This is a genomic window from Aminobacter aganoensis (assembly GCF_014206975.1).
Lineage (GTDB): Bacteria > Pseudomonadota > Alphaproteobacteria > Rhizobiales > Rhizobiaceae > Aminobacter > Aminobacter aganoensis.
This window is the reverse complement of record NZ_JACHOU010000006.1, coordinates 85,644-109,372: the sequence shown is the minus strand read 5'-3', so window position 1 is coordinate 109,372 and position 23,729 is coordinate 85,644. Positions and strand designations below refer to the sequence as shown.

Below are 23,729 nucleotides of genomic sequence, written 5' to 3'. Positions count from 1 at the left end.
AACGGTTGCACGACATGCGTGCATCCGGGCTTCAGGCCGGCGATGTGGGCGGGGTCTCGGTTCGTGGCCGGTTCAGCGTGGCGCGAAACCGCCTAGGGGTTGCAGAAGGACCTGGCGTTTTCGGTCCAGCGGCCGAAGCCGGTGGCGACCATGTTGGCGATGACGCGGCAGACGTAGCGCTTCTGCGCGGGGTCGTTGTCGGGGCCTGCGTGATAGCGCGCGACGGCCATCGACCAGGACTCGTGGCGGCTGTGCAGGCTGACCAGGAAACGCGCGGCATAGTCGACGTTGCGGCGCGGGTCGAGCATGTCGCGCACGCTGCGAAACTCGGCGGCGTGATAACGGTGGTTGATCTGCATGCAGCCGAGGTCGATGAGCGTCTTGCCTTCGCCGCGGGCAGCCTCGAAGGCGGCAACGGCTTCGGCAGCACTTCCCGGAAAGACGGCTTTTCCTTCTATATTCAATGCGTTGGGCTGCAAGCTTCCCTTCCTGCCGGTTTCGGTGAGGCCGACGGCATAGAGGATGCCGACCGGCACGCCATAGCGGTCGGCGGCGCGCAGGATCTCCGGCTCGCAAGGATTGGCAGCCGCAGCGGCCAGGCCGGTCGCGGCACTAGATATAGCGGCTGCTGCCAGGACGATCCGTGCGAGGCGACGAGATGTTGCGTGCATTGGCTTCTTCATTTGCCGCTCTCCCGCCGGGACGTCCATTGCCTGAGTTGCCACCTTCACCGCCCATTCCGTCCGACTGGAAGGCCGGCTGCTCGCGGCCACCGGAACCGGAGGAAAGGCCGCTGCCGTCGCTGCGTGCCTGCGCCTGGGCGGGCGACTGGGGCTGCAGGATGGTGACGCGGTCGACGTCGAAACCGAGGCCGCGAAGGGCGTTGCCGATCGCTTCGCGGTCGGCCGAGAGACGGTGATAGGCCTCGGCGTTCTCGACTTCGATTTCAACCGAAAGTTGTTCTCCGGCGAGGTGCAGGCTGGCCGTCACCATGCCCAATTCGACGGGCCGCAGCTGGATCTTCAGGACCTGGGCGGCAGGTGCGTTTGCGGCGCTGGCCTGGAGCTGCTGGACGGTGGCGGCGGCAGCGGTGTGGCGCGGCGCGGAGGAGGCGATGTCCATCGCCAGCGCGCCAGCCGTGCCGTTGGCGACGGAGGTGGCCGGGGCGGGGATCGCCTGCTCGGAAATGACGCTGACGCGGTTGGTTGCGGCAGCCTGGTCCGGCTGCCTGGAGGCAACCGGGCGTGCCGGCGTGTCGGCCTCGGCATCGCCGGTTGCCGATCCGGCGGGAGCGGACGACGCGTCGGCGAGCGCCGGTGTTTCGGCTGCGGCCGACATGCCGGGCGGCAATGCGATACCGGAGGCCGCAGCCCGCGACGGTGCGTTGCCGACGAGGCGCGGCTCGCTGTCCGGGGCGTCGGCGGCGAGGCTGGGCTGTTCGAGGCCGGTTCCGGCCTCGGTGGCGGGTGCGTCGGCCGGGCCGGCACTGGCCGCCTGGCTGCCTGCCTTGCGCAGTTCGCTGAGAGCAAGCACTAGCGGCAAGGCCGTTTCGGCCGGCTTGTCGGAGCTGGCGGGTTCCTTGGGCGATGCCTCGGCAAGCGGCGGTTCGGGGGCTTCGGCTTGTTCTCCATGCATGGTCGGCCTGGCGTCGGTTGCGTCGTCGCCGGGCTCCGCCACGCGCGGATCGCGCGCGGCCAGCCGCTCGGCCAGCTTGTGCCAGCGCTGCTCATGCGGCGCCCCTGCGGCGTGGCGCGTGTCCTCGGCCTTCTGGTCACCCTTTTGCGGGGCTGCCAGAGCGCGGTCGAAATCGCCCTGGTCGTCGTTGCCGGCGAAGGCGTTGCGATCGGCGGATGATTGCGAGGCGAGCGGGCCTGCCAGTGCCGAGCGGATGGCGTCGGTCATTTGGGGGAGACTCCGAGCAGTTGGTCTATGGCTTCGAGCGTGCGGCGCGCTTCGATGACCTTGGGGTTTTCGGCCTCCGCGGGCGCTGCGTCGGCCGTCGTCGGTTCGGCGGCTGCCGGTTGCGGCGATGCCGTAAGCGGCACCACCCTGGGGCCGACCCTCGGCGCGGCCGCGACGGCGGGCTGCTGGACCGTGGTCGCCGGCTGCGTTTCGGGCGCGGGCGCTTCGGCGGCGTCGGGCACCATCGGATCGGCCGGGGGCGGTGCGATGTCGATCGAAGCCGGCGGCAGGTCGCCGATGTCGACCGGTTTTGGCTTGGCATCGGGCGCGGCGGGCAGGGCCGAGGTCAGTTCGGACGCGACCGCCTCCACGGCGTCGAGCAAGGCGCGGTCGCCCTTGGACAGCTTGTCGCGGTCGATGCCGCCAAGCTTGCCCAGCATGTCGTCGGCCGAGCCGGAGGTGACCGACGACAGGCCGGAATAAAGCTGGGTGCGGGGATCGGCGTCGTTGCGCTGGCCGTCGCGTCCCTGCTCGGCCCTGGCGGCGGCGAAGGCGGAGAGTTCGGTCAACCCGTCGATCGCGGCACGGCGGGCGACGCGGAGATAGACGACCTTCTCCTGCTCAGCATCCATCATCGCGGTGATCTCGCCCACGGTGTCGAGGCTGATCGAGGCATGCAGGGTGACGATGCCGGCGACGAAGGCGTCGGCGAACTGGCTGGCATAGGGCGAGCGCAGGTAGTAGCGGACGTACTGGGTCGAGCTGCGCAGGAAGCGGGCGCCGTCATCGAGCCGGGGGGCGAGCGCCACCGAGCGGCGCAGGGCGGCTTCCTCGACGAGCGTGCCGGGGCTGAGCAGCCGGGCCTGGTCGAACAGCTTCATCGCCTGCTCGGGCTCCTGGGCGATGCTGACCGAGCCCTTGACCAGCGCCAGGAAGGCGCCGAGTTCGGAGATCTGGGTCAGCGGATCGACCGAGGCGAGAGCATCGACGGTGCCCTTGGGCTTGCCCCTGAGATAGTCGATGATGCCTTGCGCAAGCGCCTGGTCGGCCTCTTCGAGGGTGAGGCGGGAGACGACCTGCTCGATGGTCAGCGGGTTGCCGCCGCTCATGGCGTAGATCAGCAGGGCGCGAAAGTTCTTCGGCTCCTTGAATGCGGCGGGGCTGGCGGCGCGCATGTTCTCGTCGGTCATTTCGAGCAGGCGGCGCTGCATCGGCAGCGAGGCCTGGTCGCCGGCGGCGATGCGGTCCTGCACGAGCTGCAGGCAGCGCACCATCTGGTAGGGCTCGAGCGCCGGCGCCTCGGCGGCGCGTGCGTGCTCCGGCGCCGTCGCCACAAGCAGGGCGATCAGCGCTGCGCCGGAGAGGGTCGCCGCGAGCCTCATTCAGAGCGCTCCAGCAGGATCTCGATGCGGCGGTTGGTGGCCGAGAACGGCTCCGCCGTGTCCTTCAGCTTGCGGTCGGCGAAGCCGGCGACCTCGACGATGCGCTTCTCGTCGAGCCCTGCACGCACCAGCATGTAATAGGCCGAATGGGCACGCGCGGTCGACAGCCGCCAGTTGTCGTAGCCGCCGCCGCGGAAGGGGCGGGCGTCGGTGTGGCCGTTGATCGAGACGTTGCCTTCGTGGGCGGTAATCGTCCTGGCGATCTTTTCCATGGCCAGCACGAGCTGCTTGCGCGGCACGGCCGAGCCGATCTCGAACATGCCGAAGTCGAACTGCTCGGTGACCGAGATGACGACGCCCTTGTCGGTGGCGACGACGGACAGGCCGTCGGGCAGGTTGGTGCCCGACTTGATCGCCTCGGCGAGTTCGCGCCGGATGGAGTCGGCTTCGCCGATGGTGTGCTGGCTCGGCGCGTCGCTTGGCTTCGGCCTGTCGGCCGGCGCCTCGGCCTCGACGGTCTCGGCCTTCGGTGCGTCGCCCGGCTTGGCGCTCTCGCCGGCAGGGTTGCCGGGCGCGATGTCGAGCGGCGACCGATGCTCGGCGACCTCGGCCTGGGGTTCGGTCCTGGATTCTGGCGCCTTCACCGGTTCCGATCTGGCGGAACGCTCGGTCTTGTCGCCGGGCTTGGCCGGCTCGCCCTCGATGGCCGCGCGCTCGGCGCTTGCCTCGGCGATGGGCGTGGCGACCTGCTCGGTCCAGAAATCCGGCGCGAAGGGATCGCGATAGGCTTCGCCGCCGGAGGCGCCGCTGGACGGGCCGGCGGTCTGCATGCCGCCTTCGCCGCGTTCCGAGACATTGGCCTTGGTGCCGGTGTCCTGGGCGATCTCGGCCAGCACCGCATAAGGGTCGTTGAACAGGTGTTCGTCGGAGCGCTTGATGACGGCGGCGGAATCCTGCGAATTCTGTTCCGTCGCGGGGCCGGCATTGCCGCGCCCGTCGGCGCCGGCCTTGCCGCTGACTTCCTGCGGGTTCTCGGCGGTCAGGCCGACCGAATTGGGGCCGTCGCCGAGTTCTTCGAGGCCCTTGCGGCTGGCGTTGCGGTCGACGAGCTTGACCGGGTTGAAGTAGCTCGCCACGGCAGCCTTGGTCTGCTCGTTGGCGGCGCTGATCAGCCACATGACGAGGAAGAAACACATCATCGCTGTCATGAAGTCGGCGAAGGCGATCTTCCAGACGCCGCCGTGATGGGCTTCGTCGTGGTCGGAATGGGCGCGCCGGACGATGACGATCTCGTGGCGCGGCTCGGTGCCGTCGGCGACGCTCATGGCAAGGTCTCGGTCAGGGCGGACGACCACTCGCCGAGGCGGGTCTCGAACAGGTTGTCATCGATCGAGACGCTGAGGTCGAAGCTGACCGCCTCGCTGAAGTCGATGTTTTCGGCACGGTCGCCGATGGCGGTGGCCAGTGCGTCGAACAGGAATTGCGGGCCGCTGACCTTGATGCGCACGGCGTCGCGGTCGGCGGTGGCCGACAGGATCGCGGCGGCAAGGGCATCGATCGAACGGGTGGCGATGTCGTCGCTGACCAGGCCGGCGACGACGCGGGCGGCGGCGTCGGTGGCGAGGTGGACGACACGGGTCTCCATCTCGGCGATGCGGGCGCCGATGACGGCGCCGATGTCGGTGCCGAAGCGGGCGCCCAGGCCCGCCAGTTCGGAAGCATGGCGCTGGCGCTCGGCCTCGAGGGCGGCCTGATGCTCGCTGTCGAGGCGCATCGCCAGCTCGGTCTCGGCGGCGGCGACGGCAGCCGCGACGATGGCCGGGATGTCAGGCTCGGGAACGGCCTTGGGATAGGCGCTGGGGGCTGGGGCCACGGCGTCGGGGGCATTTGCGGCCAGCGGCGCGAAGTCGGTCAGCCTTTCGAAAAGTGCGGCAATCGACATCAGGCGGCGACTTCCTGGGCAGCCCACTTGCGCAGGATCAGTGCGGTGCGTTCTTCATTGATGTCGACCATGCGGGCGAGGCGATCTTGCGGGGCGGGACGCAGCTTGTTGCGCAGGTCGTCGATGGCGGTGGGCCGCGCGCCGGGCAGCGCGGGAGGCGCCTCGGCGGTGGCGGAACCGGCATCCGGCGTCGGCAGCGACCGCTGCACTTCGTCGAAGCTGGGGCCGGCGATGGCTGCGGGGACCGGCTTCGACAGGGCCGTCGCCAGCGGGCGCAGGCCGAAGAAGGCGACGAGGAAGACGACGACGATGAAGGCGGCTGCGTTGATCAGCGTGCCGGCGTGCTGGCCGACGGAAGCGAGGACGCCGGGGCTGGCGATTTCCACTCCGTCGAGGCCGTCGATGAACTCGACCGCCGAGACGTTGATCAGGTCGCCGCGCTTTTCGTCGAAGCCGGTGGCCGAGATCACCATCTTCTGGATGTCGGCGACGCGGGCAGCGATGGCTTCCGGCGTGGCGTCCTTGCCGAGGATGGTGGCGAGGCGCTGCTGGTTGACGACAACGGCGATCGACATCTTGGTCACCGAATAGCCGTTCGAGACGGTGGCGATGCGCTTCGAGTTCATCTCGTAGTTGGTGATCTCTTCCTTGCGATCGCTGGCCGAGGTCGATTGCGGTCCGTCGGTGGCGGTGGCTTCGGCATCGGGCAGGTTCTGCTCGACGGTGGCCGGGGTGGCGGACTGCTTCTGGTTGGAGTTCTCGTTGGCGCGGACGACCTGGACGGAGCGTTCGACGCGCGACTCCGGATCGAAGATGGTTTCTTCGGTCTGGCGCGAGTCGGTGTTGACGTCGGCCTTGACGCTGGCGCGGAAATTGTCGGGTCCGAGGTAGGCGGCGAGCGCGCGGCGGATGTTGTCCTCGATCTGGGTCTCGACGGTGCGCTCGACGCCGATGGAGCGGGCGGCACTCGAATTGTTGGGGTCGTCGCCCGCTGCAAGCAGGTTGCCGCTCGAATCAAGCACGGTCACGCGTTCGGCGTCGAGGCCGGGCACGGCGGCGGCGACGAGGTGGCGGATCGACATCGCGCTCTTGTCTGCGTCGAGGCTGGAGGCGCGGATGACGACGGAGGCCGAAGGTTTCTGCTCGTCGCGGCGGAAATTGGCGCGCTCGGACATGACGATGTGGACGCGGGCGGCCTTGATGCCGGTGATCGACTGGATGGTGCGGGCGATCTCGCCTTCCAGAGCACGGACGCGGGTGACCTGCTGCATGAAGGAGGTGAGGCCGAGCGAGCCGACATTGTCGAAGAGCTCGTAGCCGGCATTGGCGCTGGTGGGCAGGCCCTTTTCAGCAAGCAGCATGCGCGCCTGCGCGGTCTGGCCGGCAGGTACCAGGACGGTGGTGCCGTCGGAGGCGACGTCGAAGCCGATGCCGGCTTCGCCGAGCACCATGCCGATCTGGTTCACGTCGGAACGTTCGAGCCCGACATAGAGCGTCTCGTAGGCCGGCCGGTTGAGATAGACCGACGCCACGCCGACGACGGCGAGGACCAACGCCGCGATGCCGCCCAAAATGGCGAGCCGGCGCGGGCCAAAGCTCCTGAAGTTGGCGACTATGCTCTGTAGCTGTTCGGGCACGTGCGTAGGTTCCCCGCAATATCTTCCGGGGAGACCCTAGACCTCGAAGCTTGTGCGAAAATGATATGGGCCGCGCACGAGGCGCGGCCCATCGAAGAAGAAGGGGTGTTTCAGAAGCCGATCAGCTCTTGAACAGCGCCAGGATGTTCTGCGAATTCGAATTGGCGATCGACAGCGCCTGGATGCCGAGCTGCTGCTGCACCTGCAGCGCCTGCAGGCGGGTCGATTCCTTGTTCATGTCGGCATCGACGAGCTGGCCGACGCCTCGGTCGATGGAGTCCATCAGGCTGGTGGTGAAGCCTTTCTGCAGGTCGATCTGCTTCTTGGCCGCGCCGAGCGTGGTGGCGACATCGGTCAGATCCTTGAGCACTTCGTCGACCTTGGAGATCATCTGGTTGATGATGTCGTTGGTCACGCCGGTCGCCATGATGTCGAGATTGTGGACCGAGACGTTGTCGACCCTTGCCGGCGTGCCGGTGACGGCGGCCAGGCCTGCGGTGTGCGCCGCGATGTCGGTGCCGCCGCCGGCGATCGAAGCGGCGTAGGCCGTGTCGTACTGGGTCTGGGCCGCGACGGTGGAATAGACCGAGGTCTTGCGGTCGAGATGGCCGGCATTCTTGACCTCGGCGGCCAGGCCGGAATCGAACAGCTTGACGCCCTCGACATCGACATCGATCGTGCCGAGCGTGACCTTGCCGTCGGCGCCGCGGTTGAAGGCCGAGACGATCTTGGCGTCGGCCTGCACGCCGTCATTGGCGGCGGCGACCTGCTTCGACGTCACCGACAGGAAATTGGTGCCGGAGAAGGTGGCGGCATCGGCGTAGGACTTCATCTGGCCCTGGAGCGCCTCGATCTCGGTCTGGATCTTGGCCTTGTCGGAATCGCTGGCGCTGTAGGCGGCGACGAGCTTGATCTTGATCTGGTCGACGGTCTCCAGAACCTTGTTCATGCCGGTGTAGGCGGTGTCGACCTTGGAAGCGCCGAGCCCGAGCGCGTCCTGCACGGTGGAGAGCGCCTGGTTGTCGGAGCGCATCGTGGTGGCGATGGACCAGTAGGCGGCGTTGTCCATCGCTTCGGCAACCCGGTAGCCGGTCGAGATGCGGGCCTGAGTGGTCTGAAGCGCCTTGTTGGTGGTGTTGAGGCTCTGAAGCGCGGTCAGGGCCGAAGCGTTGGTCATGATACTGGACATCGAAATACCCCCTCTGAAACCCGCGTGCCGCGCAGGATCGCCCTAGCAATTGGTTAACCATAACTAGCGTTTCATGGTTAACGACCGATTAAGGCTGGCGTGGCCGATGCGTGGAAGCGCGGCCGATGACGCGGCGGAACTTATCCCGGAGAGAGCTTGCGCGGGGCTCGCGTCGTGGCGCGGCGGCCCTGGGCAGGGGAGAAAAGCAATCGGGCCGCATCTTGCGATGCGGCCCGATCTTCAGATCGACGGATGCGATCGGATCAGCGGAACAGCGACAGGATGGTCTGCGAGTTGCCGTTGGCGATCGACAGGGCCTGGATGCCGAGCTGCTGCTGGACCTGGATGGCCTGCAGGCGTGTCGACTCCTTGTTCATGTCGGCGTCGACGAGCTGGCCAACGCCGCGATCGATGGAGTCCATCAGGCTCGAGGTGAAGGTCTTCTGCAGCTCGATGCGGTTCTTGGCAGCGCCGAGGTCGGTGGCGGCGGTGTTCATTTCCTTCAGCGCCGCTTCGACGCGCTGCAGGTGTTCACCGACAACGGCGTCGGTGGTGGCAGCGGTCAGGGCGATGCCGGAAACGGCCGTTCCTGCCGCTGCGGCGCCGGTCGCGTCGCGGGTCTTGTCGAGGATGCCCTTGGGGGCAGCACCGGCTTCGAACAGCTTGATGTTCTCGACCTTGACGTCGATGGTCGAGATCGAAGCCGAACCGGCCGCGTCGCGGTTGAAGGCCGAGACGATCTTGACGTCGGCAGCGGCAGCCGCACCATTGGTCGAGAGCATGTTGGTGCCGGAGAAGGTCGCGCCGTCAGCATAGGCCTTCAGCTGGCTCTGCAACGCCTGGATCTCGGTGTTGATCTTTTCCTTGTCGGCACCCGAGGCGCCGTTGGCGGCGACGAGCTTGACCTTGATCTCGTTGAGGGTGTCGATGGCCTTGTTCATGCCGGTGTAGGCGGTGTCGACCTTCGACGCGCCGAGACCGAGCGAATCCTGGACCGTCGAGAGTGCCTTGTTGTCCGAACGCATGGTGGTGGCGATCGACCAGTAGGCGGCGTTGTCGGAAGCTTCGGCGACGCGGAGACCTGTGGCGATGCGGCCCTGGGTGGTGTTCAGCGCCTTGTTGGTGGCGGCGAGGGTCTGCAGCGCCGTCATTGCCGACGCATTGGTATTGATGCTGGACATGGGAATAACGCCCCTAGGAAAATGCAAAATACAGGGACATACCGGATCGGCCGGTATGACGGAGAGGCATCATGCCCATGACCAGAAGGTCACCCGCCATGCCCGGTAACCTGTAGGAGACTCGCTACCAAAGCTCTAAGCGGCATGGTTAACCCCCGGACGGGTGTCGTTTTGCTTGGATTTTCCACAGATAGACTGTGCAAAAGCAATCGGGCCGCATCTTGCGATGCGGCCCGACCCGGGAAGTCTTGTTGCCTGAAACGGTTCGGGCGTTAGCCGCGGAACAGCGACAGGATGGTCTGCGAGTTGCCGTTGGCGATCGACAGAGCCTGGATACCGAGCTGCTGCTGGACCTGGATGGCCTGCAGGCGGGTCGACTCCTTGTTCATGTCGGCGTCGACGAGCTGGCCGACGCCGCGATCGATGGAGTCCATCAGGCTCGAGGTGAAGGTCTTCTGCAGCTCGATGCGGTTCTTGGCGGCGCCGAGATCGGTGGCAGCCGTGTTCATCTGCTTGAGCGCGGTCTCGACCTTGCCGAGCAGGCCGGCCATGAACTGGTCGCCGACAGTGGTGATGTCGAAATTGACGACTGAAACGCCCGCGGTCGAGGTTGCACCGACGACGCCGCCCGATGCGGGCAGCACGGCGGCAGCCGCACCGGCCGTGTGCGCGGCCGTATCGGCACCGCCGCCGGCCACCGATGCGGCATAGGCCTTGTCATAGGCAGCCTGTGCGGCAGCCGAATCCCAGATCGCTGTCTGGCGGTCGAGGATGCCGGCATTCTTGACGTAGGTGGGGTTTGCGGTGTTGGTGTCGAACAGCTTGATGTTCTCGACCTTGACGTCGATGGTCGAGATCGAAGCCGAACCGGCCGCGTTGCGGTTGAAGGCCGAGACGATCTTGGCATCGGCCTGAACCGCGGTGCCGGCAGCGGCGGCAGCGGCACCGGCCGCGGTCTTGTCCGAGGACACGGACAGGAAGTTGGCGCCCGAGAAGGTGGCGCCGTCGGCATAGGCCTTGAGCTGCTTCTGCAGCGCCTTGATCTCGGTGTTGATCTTGGCCTTGTCGGCAGGGGAGGCGCCGGTGGCGGCGACGATCTTGACCTTGATCTCGTTGAGGGTGTCGATCGACTTGTTCATGCCGGTATAGGCGGTGTCGACCTTCGACGCGCCGAGACCGAGCGAATCCTGGACCGTCGAGAGCGCCTTGTTGTCCGAACGCATGGTGGTGGCGATCGACCAGTAGGCGGCGTTGTCGGAAGCCTCGGCGACGCGGAGGCCGGTGGCAATGCGGCCCTGGGTGGTGTTGAGGGCCTTGTTGGTGGCGGCAAGGGTCTGCAGCGCCGTCATTGCGGCGGCATTGGTATTGATGCTGGACATGGGAAAATACGCCCCTAGGAAAATGCAAAAAGTACAGGGACATACCGGGTTGGCCGGTATGGCGGAGCGGCATCATGCCCATGATCCAACGATCACCCGCCATGGACATGAGTGTTCACGATAATCCCTACCAAATTGTGTATATTTCAAAGATGAGCGGAAGCTCTCTAGATTATATACTTGGTATACTTCGGAAGGCGGAGATGGAGCGTAGTTTTCGTGCAAGGAGGCGAATGCCAAAAAGCAAACGGGCCGCATCTTGCGATGCGGCCCGTTCTTCAGATCGACGGATGCGATCGGATCAGCGGAACAGCGACAGGATGGTCTGCGAGTTGCCGTTGGCGATCGACAGCGCCTGGATACCGAGCTGCTGCTGGACCTGGATGGCCTGCAGACGGGTCGACTCCTTGTTCATGTCGGCGTCGACGAGCTGGCCGACACCCCGATCGATGGAGTCCATCAGGCTCGAGGTGAAGGTCTTCTGCAGCTCGATGCGGTTCTTGGCGGCGCCGAGATTGGTGGCGGCCGTGTTCATGTCCTTGAGAGCCGCTTCGACGACGCCGAGCATGTCACCGATCTGGGTGTCGCTCGCCGCCGTTGCACCGCTGACCAGCGCCATGGTGGCGACGCTGTAGGTGTCGCCGGCAGCCGAGGCGACGCCAAGGGTCGGCGCCTGGATGTCGGCTTCGGCGACCCGCGTGCCGTCGCTGGTGCGCTGGGCGTCGAGCAGGCCGGCATGGGCGTTGTCGGCAGCGCCGGCAGCGTCATAGAGCTTGAGCGCGTTGACGTCGACGTCGATGGTCGAGATCGAGGCCGTGCCTGCGGCGCTGCGGTTGAAGGCCGAGACGATCTTGACCGGTGCGGCGGTGCCGACCGTGGCGGCAGCCGAGGAGTCGACCGAGAGCATGTTGGTGCCGGAGAAGGTCGCGCCGTCGGCATAAGCCTTCAGCTGCTTCTGCAATGCCTTGACCTCGGTGTCGATCTTGGCCTTGTCGGCAGCCGAAGCGCCGGTGGCGGCGACGAGCTTGACCTTGATCTCGTTCAGGGTCTCGATCGACTTGTTCATGCCGGTGTAGGCGGTGTCGACCTTCGACGCGCCGAGACCAAGCGAGTCCTGGACCGTCGAAAGCGCCTTGTTGTCCGAACGCATGGTCGTTGCGATCGACCAGTAGGCGGCATTGTCGGAGGCTTCGGCGACGCGAAGACCCGTGGCGATGCGGCCCTGGGTGGTGTTGAGCGCCTTGTTGGTCGCTGCAAGCGTCTGCAGCGCCGTCATTGCCGACGCGTTGGTATTGATGCTGGACATGGGAAATACGCCCCTAGGAAATGCAAAATACAGGGACATACCGGGTTGGCCGGTATGGCGGAGCGGCATCATGCCCATGACCAGAAGGTCACCCGCCATAGCGGACAACCTGTCGGAGACTCGCTACCAAAGCTCTAAGCGGCATGGTTAACCCCCGGCCGGAGCGCCGCTTTGCCTGGATTTTCCACAGATGGGCTGTGCAAAAGCAATCGGGCCGCATCTTGCGATGCGGCCCGATGCCGGAAATCATGTTGCCTGGAACGGTTCAGCGTTAGCCGCGGAACAGCGACAGGATCGACTGCGAGTTGCCGTTGGCGATCGACAGCGCCTGGATGCCGAGCTGCTGCTGGACCTGGATGGCCTGCAGACGGGTCGACTCCTTGTTCATGTCGGCGTCGACGAGCTGGCCGACGCCGCGATCGATGGAGTCCATCAGGCTCGAGGTGAAGGCTTTCTGCAACTCGATGCGGTTCTTGGCGGCGCCGAGGTTGGTGGCGGCCGTGTTCATGTCCTTGAGCGCGCTTTCGACGACGCTGAGCATCTGGCCGATCTGGGCGTCGTTGGCGAACAACGTGCCGTTGGTCAGCTCCATTGCCGCCACCGTGAAGGTGTCGGTCTGGCTGAAGGTGCCGAGCACGACGGCGTCAGCCGCAGCAACCTCGGAGACAGCACCGGCCACGCTGACGACGCGGTTGGAATCGAGGATGCCCTTGTTGACGCCGGCAGCGGTGCCGGCTTCGTAAAGCTTGATGTTCTCGACGTTGACGTCGATGGTCGAGATCGAGGCCGTGCCGGTCGCGTCGCGGGTGAAGGCGGAGACGACCTTGACGTCGGACGCGGTGGTGGCGGTGGTGCCGCTGTTGACCGAGAGCATGTTGGCGCCGGAGAAGGTGGCACCGTCGGCATAGGCCTTCAGCTGCTTCTGCAGCGCTTTGACCTCGGTGTCGATCTTGGCCTTGTCGGCGTCCGAAGCGCCTGTGGCGGCGACGAGCTTGACCTTGATCTCGTTGAGCGTGTCGATGGTCTTGTTCATGCCGGTGTAGGCGGTGTCGACCTTCGAGGCGCCGAGACCGAGCGAATCCTGGACCGTCGAGAGTGCCTTGTTGTCCGAGCGCATGGTGGTGGCGATCGACCAGTAGGCGGCGTTGTCGGAAGCTTCGGCGACACGGAGACCCGTGGCGATGCGGCCCTGGGTGGTGTTCAGCGCCTTGTTGGTGGCGGCGAGGGTCTGCAGCGCCGTCATTGCCGACGCATTGGTGTTGATGCTGGACATGGGAAATACGCCCCTAGGAAAATGCAAAATACAGGGACATACCGGATCGGCCGGTATGACGGAGCGGCATCATGCCCATGACCGTTTAGGAGGTCATCCGCCATGCAGCAGATGTAGCTTCGGTGTGGCTACCAAATTGCTAACAATTGTAGTTAATTTCAATTAACTTGTTGGAATCGCTTATTTTTATACCGACAAAAGCAATCGGGCCGCATCTTGCGATGCGGCCCGACTTGGGAAGTCTTGTTGCCTGGAACGGTTCGATTAGCCGCGGAACAGCGACAGGATCGACTGCGAGTTGCCGTTGGCGATCGACAGAGCCTGGATACCGAGCTGCTGCTGGACCTGGATGGCCTGCAGGCGGGTCGATTCCTTGTTCATGTCGGCGTCGACGAGCTGGCCGACACCGCGATCGATGGAGTCCATCAGGCTCGAGGTGAAGGCCTTCTGCAGCTCGATGCGGTTCTTGGCGGCGCCGAGATTGGTGGCAGCCGTGTTCATGTCCTTGAGCGCGCTTTCGACGACGCCGAGCATGGCGCCGATCTGCGTGTCGCTGGCAAACAGCGTGCCGTTGGTCAGCTGCATGGTGGCGACCGTGTAGGTGTCGGCGGCAACGGCAGCGGCACCGAGCGTCGGAGCGGCTGCAGCACCTTCAACGCCAGCGGCGGTGCGGTTGGAGTCGAGGATGCCCTTGCCGGTGGTGGCGACGCCAGCGCCGGCTTCGTAGAGCTTGATGCCTTCGACGTTGATGTCGATGGTCGAGATCGAGGCGGTGCCGGCGGCATCGCGGTTGAAGGCGGAGACGACCTTGACGTCGGCAGCCACGGCAGCGCCGCTGTTGACCGAAAGCATGTTGGCGCCGGAGAAGGTCGCACCGTCGGCATAGGCCTTCAGCTGCTTCTGCAGTGCCTTGATCTCGGTGTCGATCTTGGCCTTGTCGGCGTCCGAAGCGCCGCTGGCGGCAACGATCTTGACCTTGATCTCGTTGAGGGTGTCGATGGCCTTGTTCATGCCGGTGTAGGCGGTGTCGACCTTCGACGCGCCGAGACCGAGCGAATCCTGAACGGTCGAGAGTGCCTTGTTGTCCGAACGCATGGTGGTGGCGATCGACCAGTAGGCGGCATTGTCGGAAGCTTCGGCGACACGGAGACCCGTGGCGATGCGGCCCTGGGTGGTGTTGAGGGCCTTGTTGGTGGCTGCAAGGGTCTGCAGCGCCGTCATTGCCGATGCATTGGTGTTGATGCTGGACATGGGAAATACGCCCCTAAATATGCGCAAGGTACAGGGACATACCGGATCGGCCGGTATGGCGGAGAGGCATCATGCCAATGACCGCTTCAGAGAGCGTCACCCACCATGCCGGGCAATCTCGCCGATACTTCCTACCAAACGTCTAAATGTTATGGTTAATGCGCGTTAACCCGCTAAAATTGTTGATATTTGATCGCAGACGCAAAACGCCCGCCGAGAAGGCGGGCGTTGTCCGTAGGCGGGCCGTGCGCGCCTTTTCGGCGCGCGGTAAGCTAGGTGAACGAGCGCACCAGGGACCCGACAAGCAGGTTCCAGCCGTCGATCAGGACGAAGAACAATATCTTGAATGGCAGCGAAACCACCGTCGGCGGCAGCATCATCATGCCCATGGCCATGGTGATGGTGGCGACGATCAGGTCGATGACGAGGAAGGGCAGCACGATCAGGAAGCCGATCTCGAAGCCGCGGCGGATCTCGGAGATCATGAAGGCCGGGACCAGGATGCGCAGGTCGACCTTGTCTTCCGAGACGGTCTGGCCGCGCTCGCGGGCAAGGTCGGCGAAGAGGTTGAAGTCCTTTTCGCGGACGTTGTGCATCATGAAGGTGCGGAACGGATCGGAGATGCGGTCGACGGCCTCGGTCTGGCTGATCTGGTTGTCCATCAGCGGCTTGACGCCGTTGTTCCAAGCCTGATCGAAGGTCGGCGCCATGACATAGAAGGTCATGAACAGCGACAGCGAGATCAGGATCAGGTTGGCCGGCGTCGACTGCAGGCCGATGCCGGTGCGCAGGATCGAAAAGGCGATGACGAAGCGGGTGAAGCTCGTCACCATGATCAGCAGGCCCGGCGCCACCGACAGAACGGTGAGCAGGCCGAACATCTGGATGATGTAGCCGATGGTGGCGCCGTCGGCATTGCCGATGGCACTCAGGTCGAGCTGCTGCGCGCTCGCGGGCAGGGCGGTGCCGGCAAGGATGGCTGCGGTGGCCAGGAGTTTTTTCATTCGAACAGCAACGTTCTGATCAGCACTTCCTTGACGTGGCCGTCGCTGCGGATGGCGGCGCGCTCGTCGAGGTCGGTCTTGAGGTGGCGCAAGGCGCTGGCGCCCTGGACCTGATGGATCCTAAGCGTGCGCACGAAGGCGAGCAGGTCCTGGTGGACGCGCTCGGCGAGGTCCGGCGGCTGCGGTGCGTCGAGCACCAGGGACAGTTCGAGGCGAACCCACATGCTGTCGGGCGCTGCGAGGTTGGAGGTGATGGCCGGCAGCTGCACCAGGGTGCTGGCGCCTTCGGCGGCGGCAGGGTCGGTGCCCTCTTTCGCCGCGTGGGGCTTGGCTTGTTCGGCTGCAACCTGCTCGACGGGCTTGGCCTCGCCATAGAGATAGCCGCCGGAAACCCAGCCCATGCCGATGGCCGCCCCGGTCATCAGGAACAGGATGCCGACCTGGACGACGAAGGAGGGGCCGGATTTCGGGGCAGGGGTCTGTTCGATCGCTGACATGGCCTGACCTAGAACGGGAGGACCTGGTCGAGGAACTGCTGGCCATAGGGCGGCTGCTGGACCTCGGTGATGCGGCCGCGGCCGCCATAGGAGATGCGTGCCTCGGCGATGCGCTCGTATGGAATGGTGTTTTCCGGGCCGATGTCGGACGGACGCACGATGCCGGCAATGGTCAGCACGCGCAGCTCGGCGTTGACGCGGACCTCCTGCGAGCCACGGATCATCATGTTGCCGTTGGGCAGGACCTCGGTGACCACGGCGGCGACGAGCAGGTTGAGCTTTTCCGAGCGCGTGGTGGCGCCGTCGCCGGAATAGATCGACTTGGAGCCGGCGTTGCCGTCGGCCGAGCCGCCAGTGCCGACGCCGTCCCATTCCATGTCGAGGCCGGCGCCGATCGTGCGGCTGGTGGTGCGGTTGCGCTCGGACTCGTTCTGGAAACGGGCCCGGTCGTCGATCTCGATCTTGACGGTCAGGATGTCGCCCGGCTGAAGCGCGCGCGGATCGGTGAACATGCGACTCTGCTTGTCCTGCCACAGCGAGAAACGCTTGGGCGCAGCCGTAGGCGCTTCGGGATAGCGGTACATGGTCGAGCTGCCGTCCTCGATGCCGGAGCCGACGGCCGACATCTTCGGCTCCTTGCCGATTTCCTTGAGGTCGGTGGCGCAGCCGGCGAGGCTGGCGAGCATGGCCGCGAGGAGGGCTTTTCTGATCATGAAGGGTCTTCCCGGCGGGCGGCGCTCGCCATGATGCGGGTCAGCTCGGCGGCCGACTTGCTTTCCATTTCGTTGAGGATGACGCTCGACTTGCGGGCGTCGAGCTTCATCAGGATGGCGGCGGCGAGATCGACATGCATGACCGCCAGGCGCTCGGCCGCAGCATCGGGCTTCATGCGCGAATAGATCTGGACCACGCCTTCCTCGGCGCGGGCGAGGAAGACCTCGCGGCGCTTGAGCCAGGTCTCGTATTCGGTCTTGCGCTCCTCGAGCAGGGCGATGCGTTTGTCGACCTCGGCCTGGAGCTTCTTCAGCTCCTCGGCCTGGAGGGCATAGCGGCGGTCGCGGGCGGCGTCGGCGATGTTGGAGCAGAAACGCTCGACCTCGCTCGGCTCGAGCGCGGCAGTCATCTGGCCGGCGGGCTGCCCGGCGGGAATTTCGCGCTCGACGACGCGGGTGGGCACGCCCTGGACGGGAGGGGCCGCGGCTGCTTCCGGAGCTTCCTCGGCAAGCGCGGACGCGCTGCCGGACAGGGCCATGGCGAGCGCTGCCGCAGCAAGCGCGCTGCCGATGGATGTGCTGGAACGTCGGGTCACGGCCATGGCTTTTACTGCACCACCAGGTCGGCCTGGAGCGCGCCGGCCGACTTGATGCCCTGGAGGATTGCGATGATGCCGTCCGGCTTGACGCCGAGGCGGTTGAGCCCGGCGACCAGCGTCTGCAGGTCGGGGCCTTCGAGCATCGCCAGCTTGGAGCCGGGGCGTTCGGCGTCGATGACGGTGAAGTCCTCGACGGCGGTCTCGCCGCGCGAGAACGGCTCGGGCTGGACGACGCGGGGCTGCTCGGTGATGCGGACTGTCAGCGTGCCGTGGCTGATGGCGACGCGCGAGATCTTGACCTCGTTGCCGATGACGATGGTGCCGGTGCGCTCGTCGACGACGACGCGGGCAGGCGTGTCGGACATGACCAGCAGGTTCTCGAGCTCGGCGTAGAAGCGCGCCGTCGAGATGCCCTCCGGCTTGCGGATCGAGACGGTGCGCGAATCCTGCTCGCCGGCGACGCGCTTGCCGAAGCGGTGGCGGGCGTAGTCGTTGATGGCGTCGGCGATGCGGACGGAGGTCGAGAAATCGGGATTGAAGAGCTGCAAGGTCAGCATGTTCTCGTCGCCGAAGCGGGCCTTGACCTCGCGCTCGACGATGGCGCCGTTGGGCACCCGGCCGGAGGTGGGGATGCCCTGGGTCACCTGCTCGGCAGCACCCTGGGCGGTGAAGCCGCCCACGAGCATGGAGCCTTGCGCCACCGCGTAGATCTCGCCGTCGGCGGCCTTGAGCGGGGTCATGACCAGCGTGCCGCCGGCGAGCGAGGACGCATCGCCGAGGGACGAGACATTGACGTCGATGCGCGCGCCGGCCTGGACGAAAGCCGGCAGGTTGGCGGTGACGATGACGGCGGCGACGTTGCGAACGCGGGCGCGGCCATCCTCTGAGGCGATGCCGAGATTTTCCAGCATGGCGCGGATCGACTGCTCGGTGAAGGGCGAATTGCGCAGGCTGTCGCCCGAGCTGTTCAAGCCGATGACGAGGCCGTAGCCGACGAGCTGGTTGTCGCGGGCTTCCTGAAGCGAGGCGACGTCCTTGATGCGGACATTGACGAGATTGGCGCCGGTGCCGCTGTTGAGCGTGGTCATCCGTCCGCCGTCGCCGGTCATGGCGAAGTTCTCGCCGAGCTCGACAACCGCGCCGCCGCCGGCGGCCGTGCCGCCCCGCGCCTTGAGCTGGGATGCGGGGACACCGTCGGGGCCGTCGGCATGGGCCGTCTGCAGACCAAGAACGGCAATCGCCGCGAGCAGCAGTCTGCGGATCATGACGCACCCACGCGGATCGAGCCGTCGGCCAGGACGACACCAGTAAAGATCTTGCCGCTGTCGAGATTGCGGACCTTGACGACGTCGCCGGCGGCACCCGGTTCGAGGGTGACGGCGGCGGCGGAGATCGTCAGGCCGGCCGCGGCGAAGACGACCTGGACGGAGGCGCCGCGATCGACGAGCCAGGCCTCGCGCAGGGCCGTTACCGGCACGTAGCGCCCGGGCAGGAGCGTGCGCTTGGCAACCCTGCCGTCGAGCTCGTCGGGCAGGGTGGCGACCGAGTCGGGCCGGACCTTGCCCGGCCTGAGGGTGATTTCCTTGAGCGAGGACAGCACGATCGTCTCGCCGGGATAGATGACGCGGTTGGGAACGAGCACGACCTCCTGCTCGGCAGCCAGCGCCGTGCCGCCAAGCATGGCGAAGGCGAGCACTGCCGCGCGTAGCCGAGGTAGGACGTTCCGTCGCCGCATTGCAATCACCGGATGTTCTTGGAGACGACGGCGGCCATTTCGTCGGCTGCCTGGATGATCTTGGAGTTCATCTCGTAGGCGCGCTGCGCCGAGATCAGCTCGGTGATTTCCTTGACCGGGTCGACGTTGGAGTTTTCGAGGTAACCCTGCTTGATGGTGGCGAAGCCGGGGGTGCCGGGCTGGCCCGTGACGGCGGCGCCAGAGGCCTCGGTCTCGGCAAACAGGTTGTCGCCGAGCGGGGCAAGTCCGGCCTCGTTGGCGAAGTTGGCGAGTTCCAGCTGGCCCTCGAGCTGCAGCGCCGTCTGGTTGGCGAGACGGGAGAAGACCTGGCCGGCGTCGTTGACGATGACTTCGAGGGCATCGGGCGGGATGGCGATGCCGCCGCTGACGACATAGCCGTCGACGGTGACGAGCTGGCCGGTGGCATTGGTGTTGAAGGAGCCGGCGCGGGTGTAGAGCGTCTGGCCGTCGGCACCCTCGATCTGGAACCAGCCGCGGCCGGTCAGCGCCAAGTCGAACTGGTTGCCGGTGTTGGTCAGGCCGCCCTGGATGTGGACGTTGCGGACGGCCGCCGTCTTGACGCCGAGGCCGATGCTGACCCCTTCGGGCACGACCGACGAGTTGGCGCGGCTGGGCACGCCCTGGGTGCGGTCGACCTGGTAGAGCAGGTCGGAAAACTCGGCGCGGGCGCGCTTGTAGCCGGTCGTGTTGATGTTCGCGATGTTGTTCGCGATCACCTCGAGATTGGTCTGCTGGGCATTCATGCCCGTTGCGGCGATGGCCAGTGCTTTCATCGGGATGTTCCTCAGATGCCCATGCGGCTGACTTCGAGATAGGCCGTGACGATCTTGTCGCGGATGGCGATGGCCGCCTGCAGCGACTGTTCGGCGCTCATCACCGCATCGACCACCTCACGCGTGTCGGCCTTGCCCTGGAGGCCGGCGATGGACAGCTGTTCGGCCTGGCGCAGGGTCGCCGCGGTCTGGGCGGCTGCATCCGAAAGGGCTGCGGCAAAAGACGAGGCGACGCCAGCGGTGGCCGCGGCGCCAGCTTCGGGAACGACGCTCGTCGGCTTGCTCAGGATCTGTTGGCCGAGCGGGCTGATGCTGCCGATCATGACTGGCTCCTCATAAGATCAATGGTCATGGAAATAAGGTCGCGAGCCTGCTTGATGACTTGCAGGTTGGCTTCGTAGGAACGGTTGGCCTCGGTCATGTCGGCCATCTCGATGATGACGTTGACGTTGGGCATCTTGACGTAGCCATTGGCGTCGGCCGCCTCGTTGCCCGGCTGGAACTCCAGCGGGAAGGCGGATTGGTCGTGGCCGATCGCGGCGATCTCGACGGTCGAGGCGCCGGTCGCGCGGTCGAGCTCGGCGGCGAAGCTGACGGTCTTGCGGCGATAGGGCTCGGCACCGGGCGTGTTGCCGGTCGATTGCGCGTTGGCGAGGTTTTCCGAGACGATGCGGAGGCGTTCGGACTGGGCTCCGAGACCGGAGCCGGCGACCTTGAGGGCGGCGACGAGCGGATCCATCCCCATCAGCCCTTGCTGCTCAGCATGATCATGCGGTGGAACGCCTTGACGATGGCCGTGTTGAGCTCGAAGGAGCGGCGGACCTCGCCGGCCTTCATCAATTCATCTTCCATAGCGACAGTGTTGTCGGAGGGCAGGACCGCGTGCCTGGGCTCTTCGGGCTTCACCGCAAAGCCGGCTTCGGTGGCGCCGCCGGTGAGGTGGCCCGCCTGGGTCGACGTCATGGCGACGCGGGAACGGTCGAGCACGCGCTCGAACGGCTCGATTTCGTTGGTCCGGTAGCCTGGCGTGTTGGCGTTGGCGACGTTGCCGGCGATGGCGTTCTGGCGCACCGAGAGCCAGCGTGCCTGCTGGGCGGCCAGATCGAACAGATTGACGGGGTCCATGGAAATCTCCGAGCAGATTTCCAGACACTATTGGGTCAGTCTTGCGCGGGCCTTGCGCGGTACGGCAAGCGTACCGGCGTCAGCGCGCGACCTGGAGAACCTCTTCGCGCGAGGTGACCAGGACCCACTTGCCGTTGCGCTGCTCGATCGAGGCGACCTTGCTCGAATCCGGCAGGACCGAACCTTGCTGCACGACCCAGAGGCCGGCATTGTCCTGGATCATGGCGCGGCCATTGGCGACGTGGACAAGGGTGAAGTCGATCTTGGGCCCGGGGAACGGCTGTTCGACCGCACCGGGGACGCCGGCCTCGTCGTCCTTGCCGCGGCGCAGCGAACCGGTGGCGAAGAGGTCGAGCTTCATCGCCGGGATGTCCTCGACCGACATCGGCGCGCCGACGCGCTCGGGCTGCTGGCCCAAGGCGAGCGGGATCGGCTGCTCGTTCTGGCCGCCGCCCGAGAACTTCATGGCGCGGATGCCGAACTTCTCCTGGTTAAAGAAGATGTACCAGGGGAACAACGCGCAGGTGAGACCGAGCGTGATGCCGAGGCAGGCGACCACGAAGTCGCCGCTGTGGTCGCGCTTGTTGCGCCTGGCGGCCAGCGGCCTGCTCTTCGGGGCCGGCCGCAGGCGCTGGAACAGCGAGCGCGGCTTGTCATCCTTCGCCTCGATGATGTCCAGAAGCTCGCGCGCTGGGTCATTCCGCCTGAACATGGGGTCTTTCCTTGGCTCTCAGATAGCTGGCGAGGTCGGAGAACGGGTCAGGCGAAGGCCCGTCGGCAGGCGATTGCGCCAGCGCTTCGTAGATCACCGGAACCTGGCGCACGGCCAGGTCGAGTTCGGGGTCGGCACCGGCCTGATAGGCGCCGAGCAGGCGAATGTCGCGCGTGTCCTCGAAGCGCGAGATCATGGCCTTGAGCTTGCCGACGAGCTGGCGCTGCTCCGGCGTCCAGGCCTTGCCGGCGAGGCGCGAGATGGACGACAGCGGGTTGACCGGGGGATAGCGGCCCTGCTCGGCGATCGAGCGGTCGAGCACGATGTGGCCGTCGAGGATGCCGCGGACGGAATCGGCGACCGGATCGTTGTGGTCGTCGCCGTCGACGAGGACGGAGATGATCGCCGTGATCGAGCCCTTGCCTTCCATGCCGGGACCGGCGCGTTCGAGCAGCTTGGGCAGGTCGGTGAAGACGGAAGCCGGGTAGCCGCGCGCGACCGGCGGCTCGCCGGCGCCGATCGCCACCTCGCGCAGGGCATGGGCGAAACGGGTGATCGAATCGAGCACCAACAGCACGCGGTCGCCCTGGTCGCGGAAATGCTCGGCGACGCGCATGGCGGTGTCGGGGGCGCGGCGGCGCATCATCGCGCTCTCGTCGCTGGTGGCGACGACGGCGACGGTCTTGGCCATCGAGGCGACGCCGATGGTGTCTTCGAGGAATTCACGCACCTCGCGGCCGCGCTCGCCGATCAGCGCGACGACGACGGTGTCGAAGGCGTCGGCACCGGCGAGCATGGCAAGCAGCGTCGACTTGCCGACGCCGGAGCCGGCGAAGATGCCCATGCGCTGGCCGAAGCAGAGCGGGGTGAAGATGTCGATGACGCGGACGCCGGTCATGAAGCCAGTGTCGACGCGCTGGCGGGCGAGGGCTGCCGGCGGCAGGGCTTCGACGGTGCCCTGCCTGGCGCTGCGGACCAGCGGCGCGCCGCTGTCGATGGGGCGGCCGAGCGCGTCGATGGCGCGGCCGCGCCAGCTGCCATGCGGGGTGATGGCGATCGGCCCGCGGGTGAAGACGGCGTCGCCGACGCCGACCTCGCCGCTGCTTTCATAGGGCGCGACTAGCACCTCGTCGCGGCCGATCTGGACGATCTCGCCGCGGCGGTTGCGGTCCTTGCCGCGATGCTCGACGATGTCGCCGAGGCGCGCGCTGGAGGACAGGCCGCCGACCTTGTAGTGGGTGGGTGCGATTTCCGTCACTTTGCCGCCGCGCCTGACCAGCAGGCGGTCGTCGGCGAAGCGGTGCTTGATGCGCTCCAGCGCTTCCAGACGGTTGTCGTGCACGAGCGCGGGCTCGGTGCGTATGGCGGTCAGGGACGTGCTCACTTATTTCGAACCGAGCGTCTTGATGGCGTCGGAGAACGAGGCGTCGGTCTGGCGGATCAGGGCGGCGGTGTTTTCGAAGGCGCGCTGCACCATGATGAGCTTGGTCATCTCCTTGATCGGATTGACGTTGGACTCCTCGACGAACCCCTGGACCATGCCGGCTTCCATGCGGTCGACCACCGGCTCGGGTGTCGATGGCGGCACGACGCCGGAATTGCCGTAGCGGACGAAATTGGCGCCGGGGTTGAATTCGAACAGGCCGATGGCGCCGATCAGGCGGCCGTCCTGGCGCAGCGAGCCGTCGGCGCCGGCCGTGGGCGGGCCGGCACGCGGATCGAGCTGCATCGGTGCGCCGCCGGCATCGAGTACCGGGTAACCCTCGACGGTGACCAACTGGCCGTCCTGGGTCATGGTGAAGCGGCCGTCGCGGGTCATGACGGTGCCGGCCGGCGTGTCGATGCCGAACCAGGCGTCGCCGCGAATGGCAAAATCGAACGGGTTGCCGGTCTCGCGCATGCCGCCATGCTGGGTCGAAAGGTAGGTGTCGCCCGCCGAGGCAAAGGACACCGATTTGGAGCCGAGGCCGGAGACGACGTCCTCGAACTTCACGCCGGTGGCGCGAAAGCCGACGGTCGAGGCATTGGCGACGTTGTCGGCGATGGTGTTGAGGCGCTTTTCCTGCGCGACCTGGGCGGAGAGGGCGACGTAGAGACTGTTCTGCATG

Annotated in this window: 25 protein-coding genes; all 25 read right to left on the bottom strand. The window is 66.2% G+C overall.

The window, feature by feature from the left end; genetic code table 11:
• Positions 1-92: 92 nt before the first annotated feature.
• The 25 genes from GGR00_RS14500 to flgF all read right to left on the bottom strand — a co-directional run bounded on the left by GGR00_RS14500 (position 93) and on the right by flgF (position 23,728).
• The gene (locus GGR00_RS14500; RefSeq protein WP_210315025.1) at positions 93-671 is read right to left on the bottom strand and encodes a transglycosylase SLT domain-containing protein; all 579 of its coding nucleotides are present in this window, start codon (positions 669-671) and stop codon (positions 93-95) included.
• Positions 613-1,902, bottom strand: a complete 1,290-nt coding sequence (fliK, locus tag GGR00_RS14495; RefSeq protein ID WP_184699799.1) for a flagellar hook-length control protein FliK — start codon at positions 1,900-1,902, stop codon at positions 613-615. Before fliK ends, GGR00_RS14500 begins: the two co-directional genes overlap by 59 nt.
• A complete protein-coding gene (locus tag GGR00_RS14490; protein WP_184699798.1) occupies positions 1,899-3,284 on the bottom strand; it encodes a chemotaxis protein MotC in 1,386 nt (461 codons plus the stop codon). The genes fliK and GGR00_RS14490 overlap by 4 nt, the downstream gene beginning before the upstream one ends.
• Entirely contained in the window at positions 3,281-4,609 is a 1,329-nt protein-coding gene (locus GGR00_RS14485) for a MotB family protein (RefSeq protein WP_184699797.1), read from the bottom strand. The genes GGR00_RS14490 and GGR00_RS14485 overlap by 4 nt, the downstream gene beginning before the upstream one ends.
• The gene (locus GGR00_RS14480) at positions 4,606-5,226 is read right to left on the bottom strand and encodes a hypothetical protein (protein ID WP_184699796.1); all 621 of its coding nucleotides are present in this window, start codon (positions 5,224-5,226) and stop codon (positions 4,606-4,608) included. The genes GGR00_RS14485 and GGR00_RS14480 overlap by 4 nt, the downstream gene beginning before the upstream one ends.
• A complete protein-coding gene (gene fliF, locus GGR00_RS14475) occupies positions 5,226-6,863 on the bottom strand; it encodes a flagellar basal-body MS-ring/collar protein FliF (protein WP_184699795.1) in 1,638 nt (545 codons plus the stop codon). Before fliF ends, GGR00_RS14480 begins: the two co-directional genes overlap by 1 nt.
• Positions 6,864-6,984: 121 nt before the next feature.
• Complete coding sequence (locus GGR00_RS14470; RefSeq protein ID WP_184699794.1) at positions 6,985-8,052, bottom strand: flagellin N-terminal helical domain-containing protein; 1,068 nt, start codon at positions 8,050-8,052, stop codon at positions 6,985-6,987.
• 263 nt (positions 8,053-8,315) lie between these two features.
• Positions 8,316-9,233: a flagellin N-terminal helical domain-containing protein gene (locus GGR00_RS14465; protein ID WP_184699793.1), complete on the bottom strand. Its 918-nt coding sequence runs from the start codon at positions 9,231-9,233 to the stop codon at positions 8,316-8,318.
• A gap of 272 nt (positions 9,234-9,505) precedes the next feature.
• Complete coding sequence (locus GGR00_RS14460; protein WP_055979495.1) at positions 9,506-10,612, bottom strand: flagellin N-terminal helical domain-containing protein; 1,107 nt, start codon at positions 10,610-10,612, stop codon at positions 9,506-9,508.
• Positions 10,613-10,913: 301 nt separating this feature from the next.
• Entirely contained in the window at positions 10,914-11,918 is a 1,005-nt protein-coding gene (locus GGR00_RS14455) for a flagellin N-terminal helical domain-containing protein (RefSeq protein ID WP_184699792.1), read from the bottom strand.
• Between the two features lie 271 nt (positions 11,919-12,189).
• Positions 12,190-13,191, bottom strand: a complete 1,002-nt coding sequence (locus tag GGR00_RS14450; RefSeq protein ID WP_184699791.1) for a flagellin N-terminal helical domain-containing protein — start codon at positions 13,189-13,191, stop codon at positions 12,190-12,192.
• A 264-nt stretch (positions 13,192-13,455) separates the two neighbouring features.
• Entirely contained in the window at positions 13,456-14,442 is a 987-nt protein-coding gene (locus GGR00_RS14445; protein ID WP_184117390.1) for a flagellin N-terminal helical domain-containing protein, read from the bottom strand.
• Between the two features lie 272 nt (positions 14,443-14,714).
• Positions 14,715-15,446: a flagellar type III secretion system pore protein FliP gene (gene fliP, locus GGR00_RS14440; protein WP_055979484.1), complete on the bottom strand. Its 732-nt coding sequence runs from the start codon at positions 15,444-15,446 to the stop codon at positions 14,715-14,717.
• Positions 15,443-15,943 carry a flagellar basal body-associated FliL family protein gene (locus GGR00_RS14435; RefSeq protein WP_184699790.1) on the bottom strand — a complete coding sequence of 167 codons (501 nt, stop codon included), beginning with the start codon at positions 15,941-15,943 and terminating at the stop codon, positions 15,443-15,445. The genes fliP and GGR00_RS14435 overlap by 4 nt, the downstream gene beginning before the upstream one ends.
• An 8-nt stretch (positions 15,944-15,951) precedes the next feature.
• The gene (gene flgH / locus GGR00_RS14430) at positions 15,952-16,656 is read right to left on the bottom strand and encodes a flagellar basal body L-ring protein FlgH (protein ID WP_055979478.1); all 705 of its coding nucleotides are present in this window, start codon (positions 16,654-16,656) and stop codon (positions 15,952-15,954) included.
• Positions 16,653-17,258, bottom strand: coding sequence for a MotE family protein (locus GGR00_RS14425; RefSeq protein ID WP_184699789.1), 606 nt, complete (start codon positions 17,256-17,258; stop codon positions 16,653-16,655). Before GGR00_RS14425 ends, flgH begins: the two co-directional genes overlap by 4 nt.
• Positions 17,259-17,263: 5 nt before the next feature.
• Positions 17,264-18,343, bottom strand: coding sequence for a flagellar basal body P-ring protein FlgI (locus GGR00_RS14420; RefSeq protein ID WP_377865035.1), 1,080 nt, complete (start codon positions 18,341-18,343; stop codon positions 17,264-17,266).
• A 173-nt stretch (positions 18,344-18,516) separates the two neighbouring features.
• The gene (flgA, locus tag GGR00_RS14415) at positions 18,517-18,936 is read right to left on the bottom strand and encodes a flagellar basal body P-ring formation chaperone FlgA (protein WP_244487903.1); all 420 of its coding nucleotides are present in this window, start codon (positions 18,934-18,936) and stop codon (positions 18,517-18,519) included.
• A gap of 59 nt (positions 18,937-18,995) precedes the next feature.
• Positions 18,996-19,784, bottom strand: coding sequence for a flagellar basal-body rod protein FlgG (gene flgG / locus GGR00_RS14410; protein WP_055979460.1), 789 nt, complete (start codon positions 19,782-19,784; stop codon positions 18,996-18,998).
• An 11-nt stretch (positions 19,785-19,795) separates the two neighbouring features.
• On the bottom strand, positions 19,796-20,107 hold the full coding sequence (gene fliE / locus GGR00_RS14405; protein ID WP_055979457.1) for a flagellar hook-basal body complex protein FliE: 312 nt from the start codon (positions 20,105-20,107) through the stop codon (positions 19,796-19,798).
• Positions 20,104-20,523 (bottom strand): flagellar basal body rod protein FlgC, encoded by a 420-nt coding sequence (flgC, locus tag GGR00_RS14400; protein WP_055980239.1) that lies wholly within the window; start codon positions 20,521-20,523, stop codon positions 20,104-20,106. The genes fliE and flgC overlap by 4 nt, the downstream gene beginning before the upstream one ends.
• Positions 20,524-20,528: 5 nt before the next feature.
• Positions 20,529-20,909 carry a flagellar basal body rod protein FlgB gene (gene flgB, locus GGR00_RS14395; protein WP_055979454.1) on the bottom strand — a complete coding sequence of 127 codons (381 nt, stop codon included), beginning with the start codon at positions 20,907-20,909 and terminating at the stop codon, positions 20,529-20,531.
• Positions 20,910-20,988: 79 nt separating this feature from the next.
• Positions 20,989-21,621 carry a hypothetical protein gene (locus GGR00_RS14390; protein ID WP_055979451.1) on the bottom strand — a complete coding sequence of 211 codons (633 nt, stop codon included), beginning with the start codon at positions 21,619-21,621 and terminating at the stop codon, positions 20,989-20,991.
• Positions 21,605-23,005 (bottom strand): flagellar protein export ATPase FliI, encoded by a 1,401-nt coding sequence (gene fliI / locus GGR00_RS14385; protein ID WP_343065555.1) that lies wholly within the window; start codon positions 23,003-23,005, stop codon positions 21,605-21,607. The genes GGR00_RS14390 and fliI overlap by 17 nt, the downstream gene beginning before the upstream one ends.
• Positions 23,006-23,728, bottom strand: coding sequence for a flagellar basal-body rod protein FlgF (flgF, locus tag GGR00_RS14380; protein WP_055979444.1), 723 nt, complete (start codon positions 23,726-23,728; stop codon positions 23,006-23,008).
• Position 23,729 lies beyond the last annotated feature (1 nt).

Coding starts and splice junctions, on each gene's coding strand:
- GGR00_RS14500 (WP_210315025.1), bottom strand. CDS start 671: ATGCACGCAACATCTCGTCGCCTCGCACGGATCGTCCTGGCAGCAGCC.
- fliK (WP_184699799.1), bottom strand. CDS start 1,902: ATGACCGACGCCATCCGCTCGGCACTGGCAGGCCCGCTCGCCTCGCAA.
- GGR00_RS14490 (WP_184699798.1), bottom strand. CDS start 3,284: ATGAGGCTCGCGGCGACCCTCTCCGGCGCAGCGCTGATCGCCCTGCTT.
- GGR00_RS14485 (WP_184699797.1), bottom strand. CDS start 4,609: ATGAGCGTCGCCGACGGCACCGAGCCGCGCCACGAGATCGTCATCGTC.
- GGR00_RS14480 (WP_184699796.1), bottom strand. CDS start 5,226: ATGTCGATTGCCGCACTTTTCGAAAGGCTGACCGACTTCGCGCCGCTG.
- GGR00_RS14470 (WP_184699794.1), bottom strand. CDS start 8,052: ATGTCCAGTATCATGACCAACGCTTCGGCCCTGACCGCGCTTCAGAGC.
- GGR00_RS14465 (WP_184699793.1), bottom strand. CDS start 9,233: ATGTCCAGCATCAATACCAATGCGTCGGCAATGACGGCGCTGCAGACC.
- GGR00_RS14460 (WP_055979495.1), bottom strand. CDS start 10,612: ATGTCCAGCATCAATACCAATGCCGCCGCAATGACGGCGCTGCAGACC.
- GGR00_RS14455 (WP_184699792.1), bottom strand. CDS start 11,918: ATGTCCAGCATCAATACCAACGCGTCGGCAATGACGGCGCTGCAGACG.
- GGR00_RS14450 (WP_184699791.1), bottom strand. CDS start 13,191: ATGTCCAGCATCAACACCAATGCGTCGGCAATGACGGCGCTGCAGACC.
- GGR00_RS14445 (WP_184117390.1), bottom strand. CDS start 14,442: ATGTCCAGCATCAACACCAATGCATCGGCAATGACGGCGCTGCAGACC.
- fliP (WP_055979484.1), bottom strand. CDS start 15,446: ATGAAAAAACTCCTGGCCACCGCAGCCATCCTTGCCGGCACCGCCCTG.
- GGR00_RS14435 (WP_184699790.1), bottom strand. CDS start 15,943: ATGTCAGCGATCGAACAGACCCCTGCCCCGAAATCCGGCCCCTCCTTC.
- flgH (WP_055979478.1), bottom strand. CDS start 16,656: ATGATCAGAAAAGCCCTCCTCGCGGCCATGCTCGCCAGCCTCGCCGGC.
- GGR00_RS14425 (WP_184699789.1), bottom strand. CDS start 17,258: ATGGCCGTGACCCGACGTTCCAGCACATCCATCGGCAGCGCGCTTGCT.
- GGR00_RS14420 (WP_377865035.1), bottom strand. CDS start 18,343: ATGACCACGCTCAACAGCGGCACCGGCGCCAATCTCGTCAATGTCCGC.
- flgA (WP_244487903.1), bottom strand. CDS start 18,936: ATGCTTGGCGGCACGGCGCTGGCTGCCGAGCAGGAGGTCGTGCTCGTT.
- flgG (WP_055979460.1), bottom strand. CDS start 19,784: ATGAAAGCACTGGCCATCGCCGCAACGGGCATGAATGCCCAGCAGACC.
- fliE (WP_055979457.1), bottom strand. CDS start 20,107: ATGATCGGCAGCATCAGCCCGCTCGGCCAACAGATCCTGAGCAAGCCG.
- flgC (WP_055980239.1), bottom strand. CDS start 20,523: ATGGATCCGCTCGTCGCCGCCCTCAAGGTCGCCGGCTCCGGTCTCGGA.
- flgB (WP_055979454.1), bottom strand. CDS start 20,909: ATGGACCCCGTCAATCTGTTCGATCTGGCCGCCCAGCAGGCACGCTGG.
- GGR00_RS14390 (WP_055979451.1), bottom strand. CDS start 21,621: ATGTTCAGGCGGAATGACCCAGCGCGCGAGCTTCTGGACATCATCGAG.
- flgF (WP_055979444.1), bottom strand. CDS start 23,728: ATGCAGAACAGTCTCTACGTCGCCCTCTCCGCCCAGGTCGCGCAGGAA.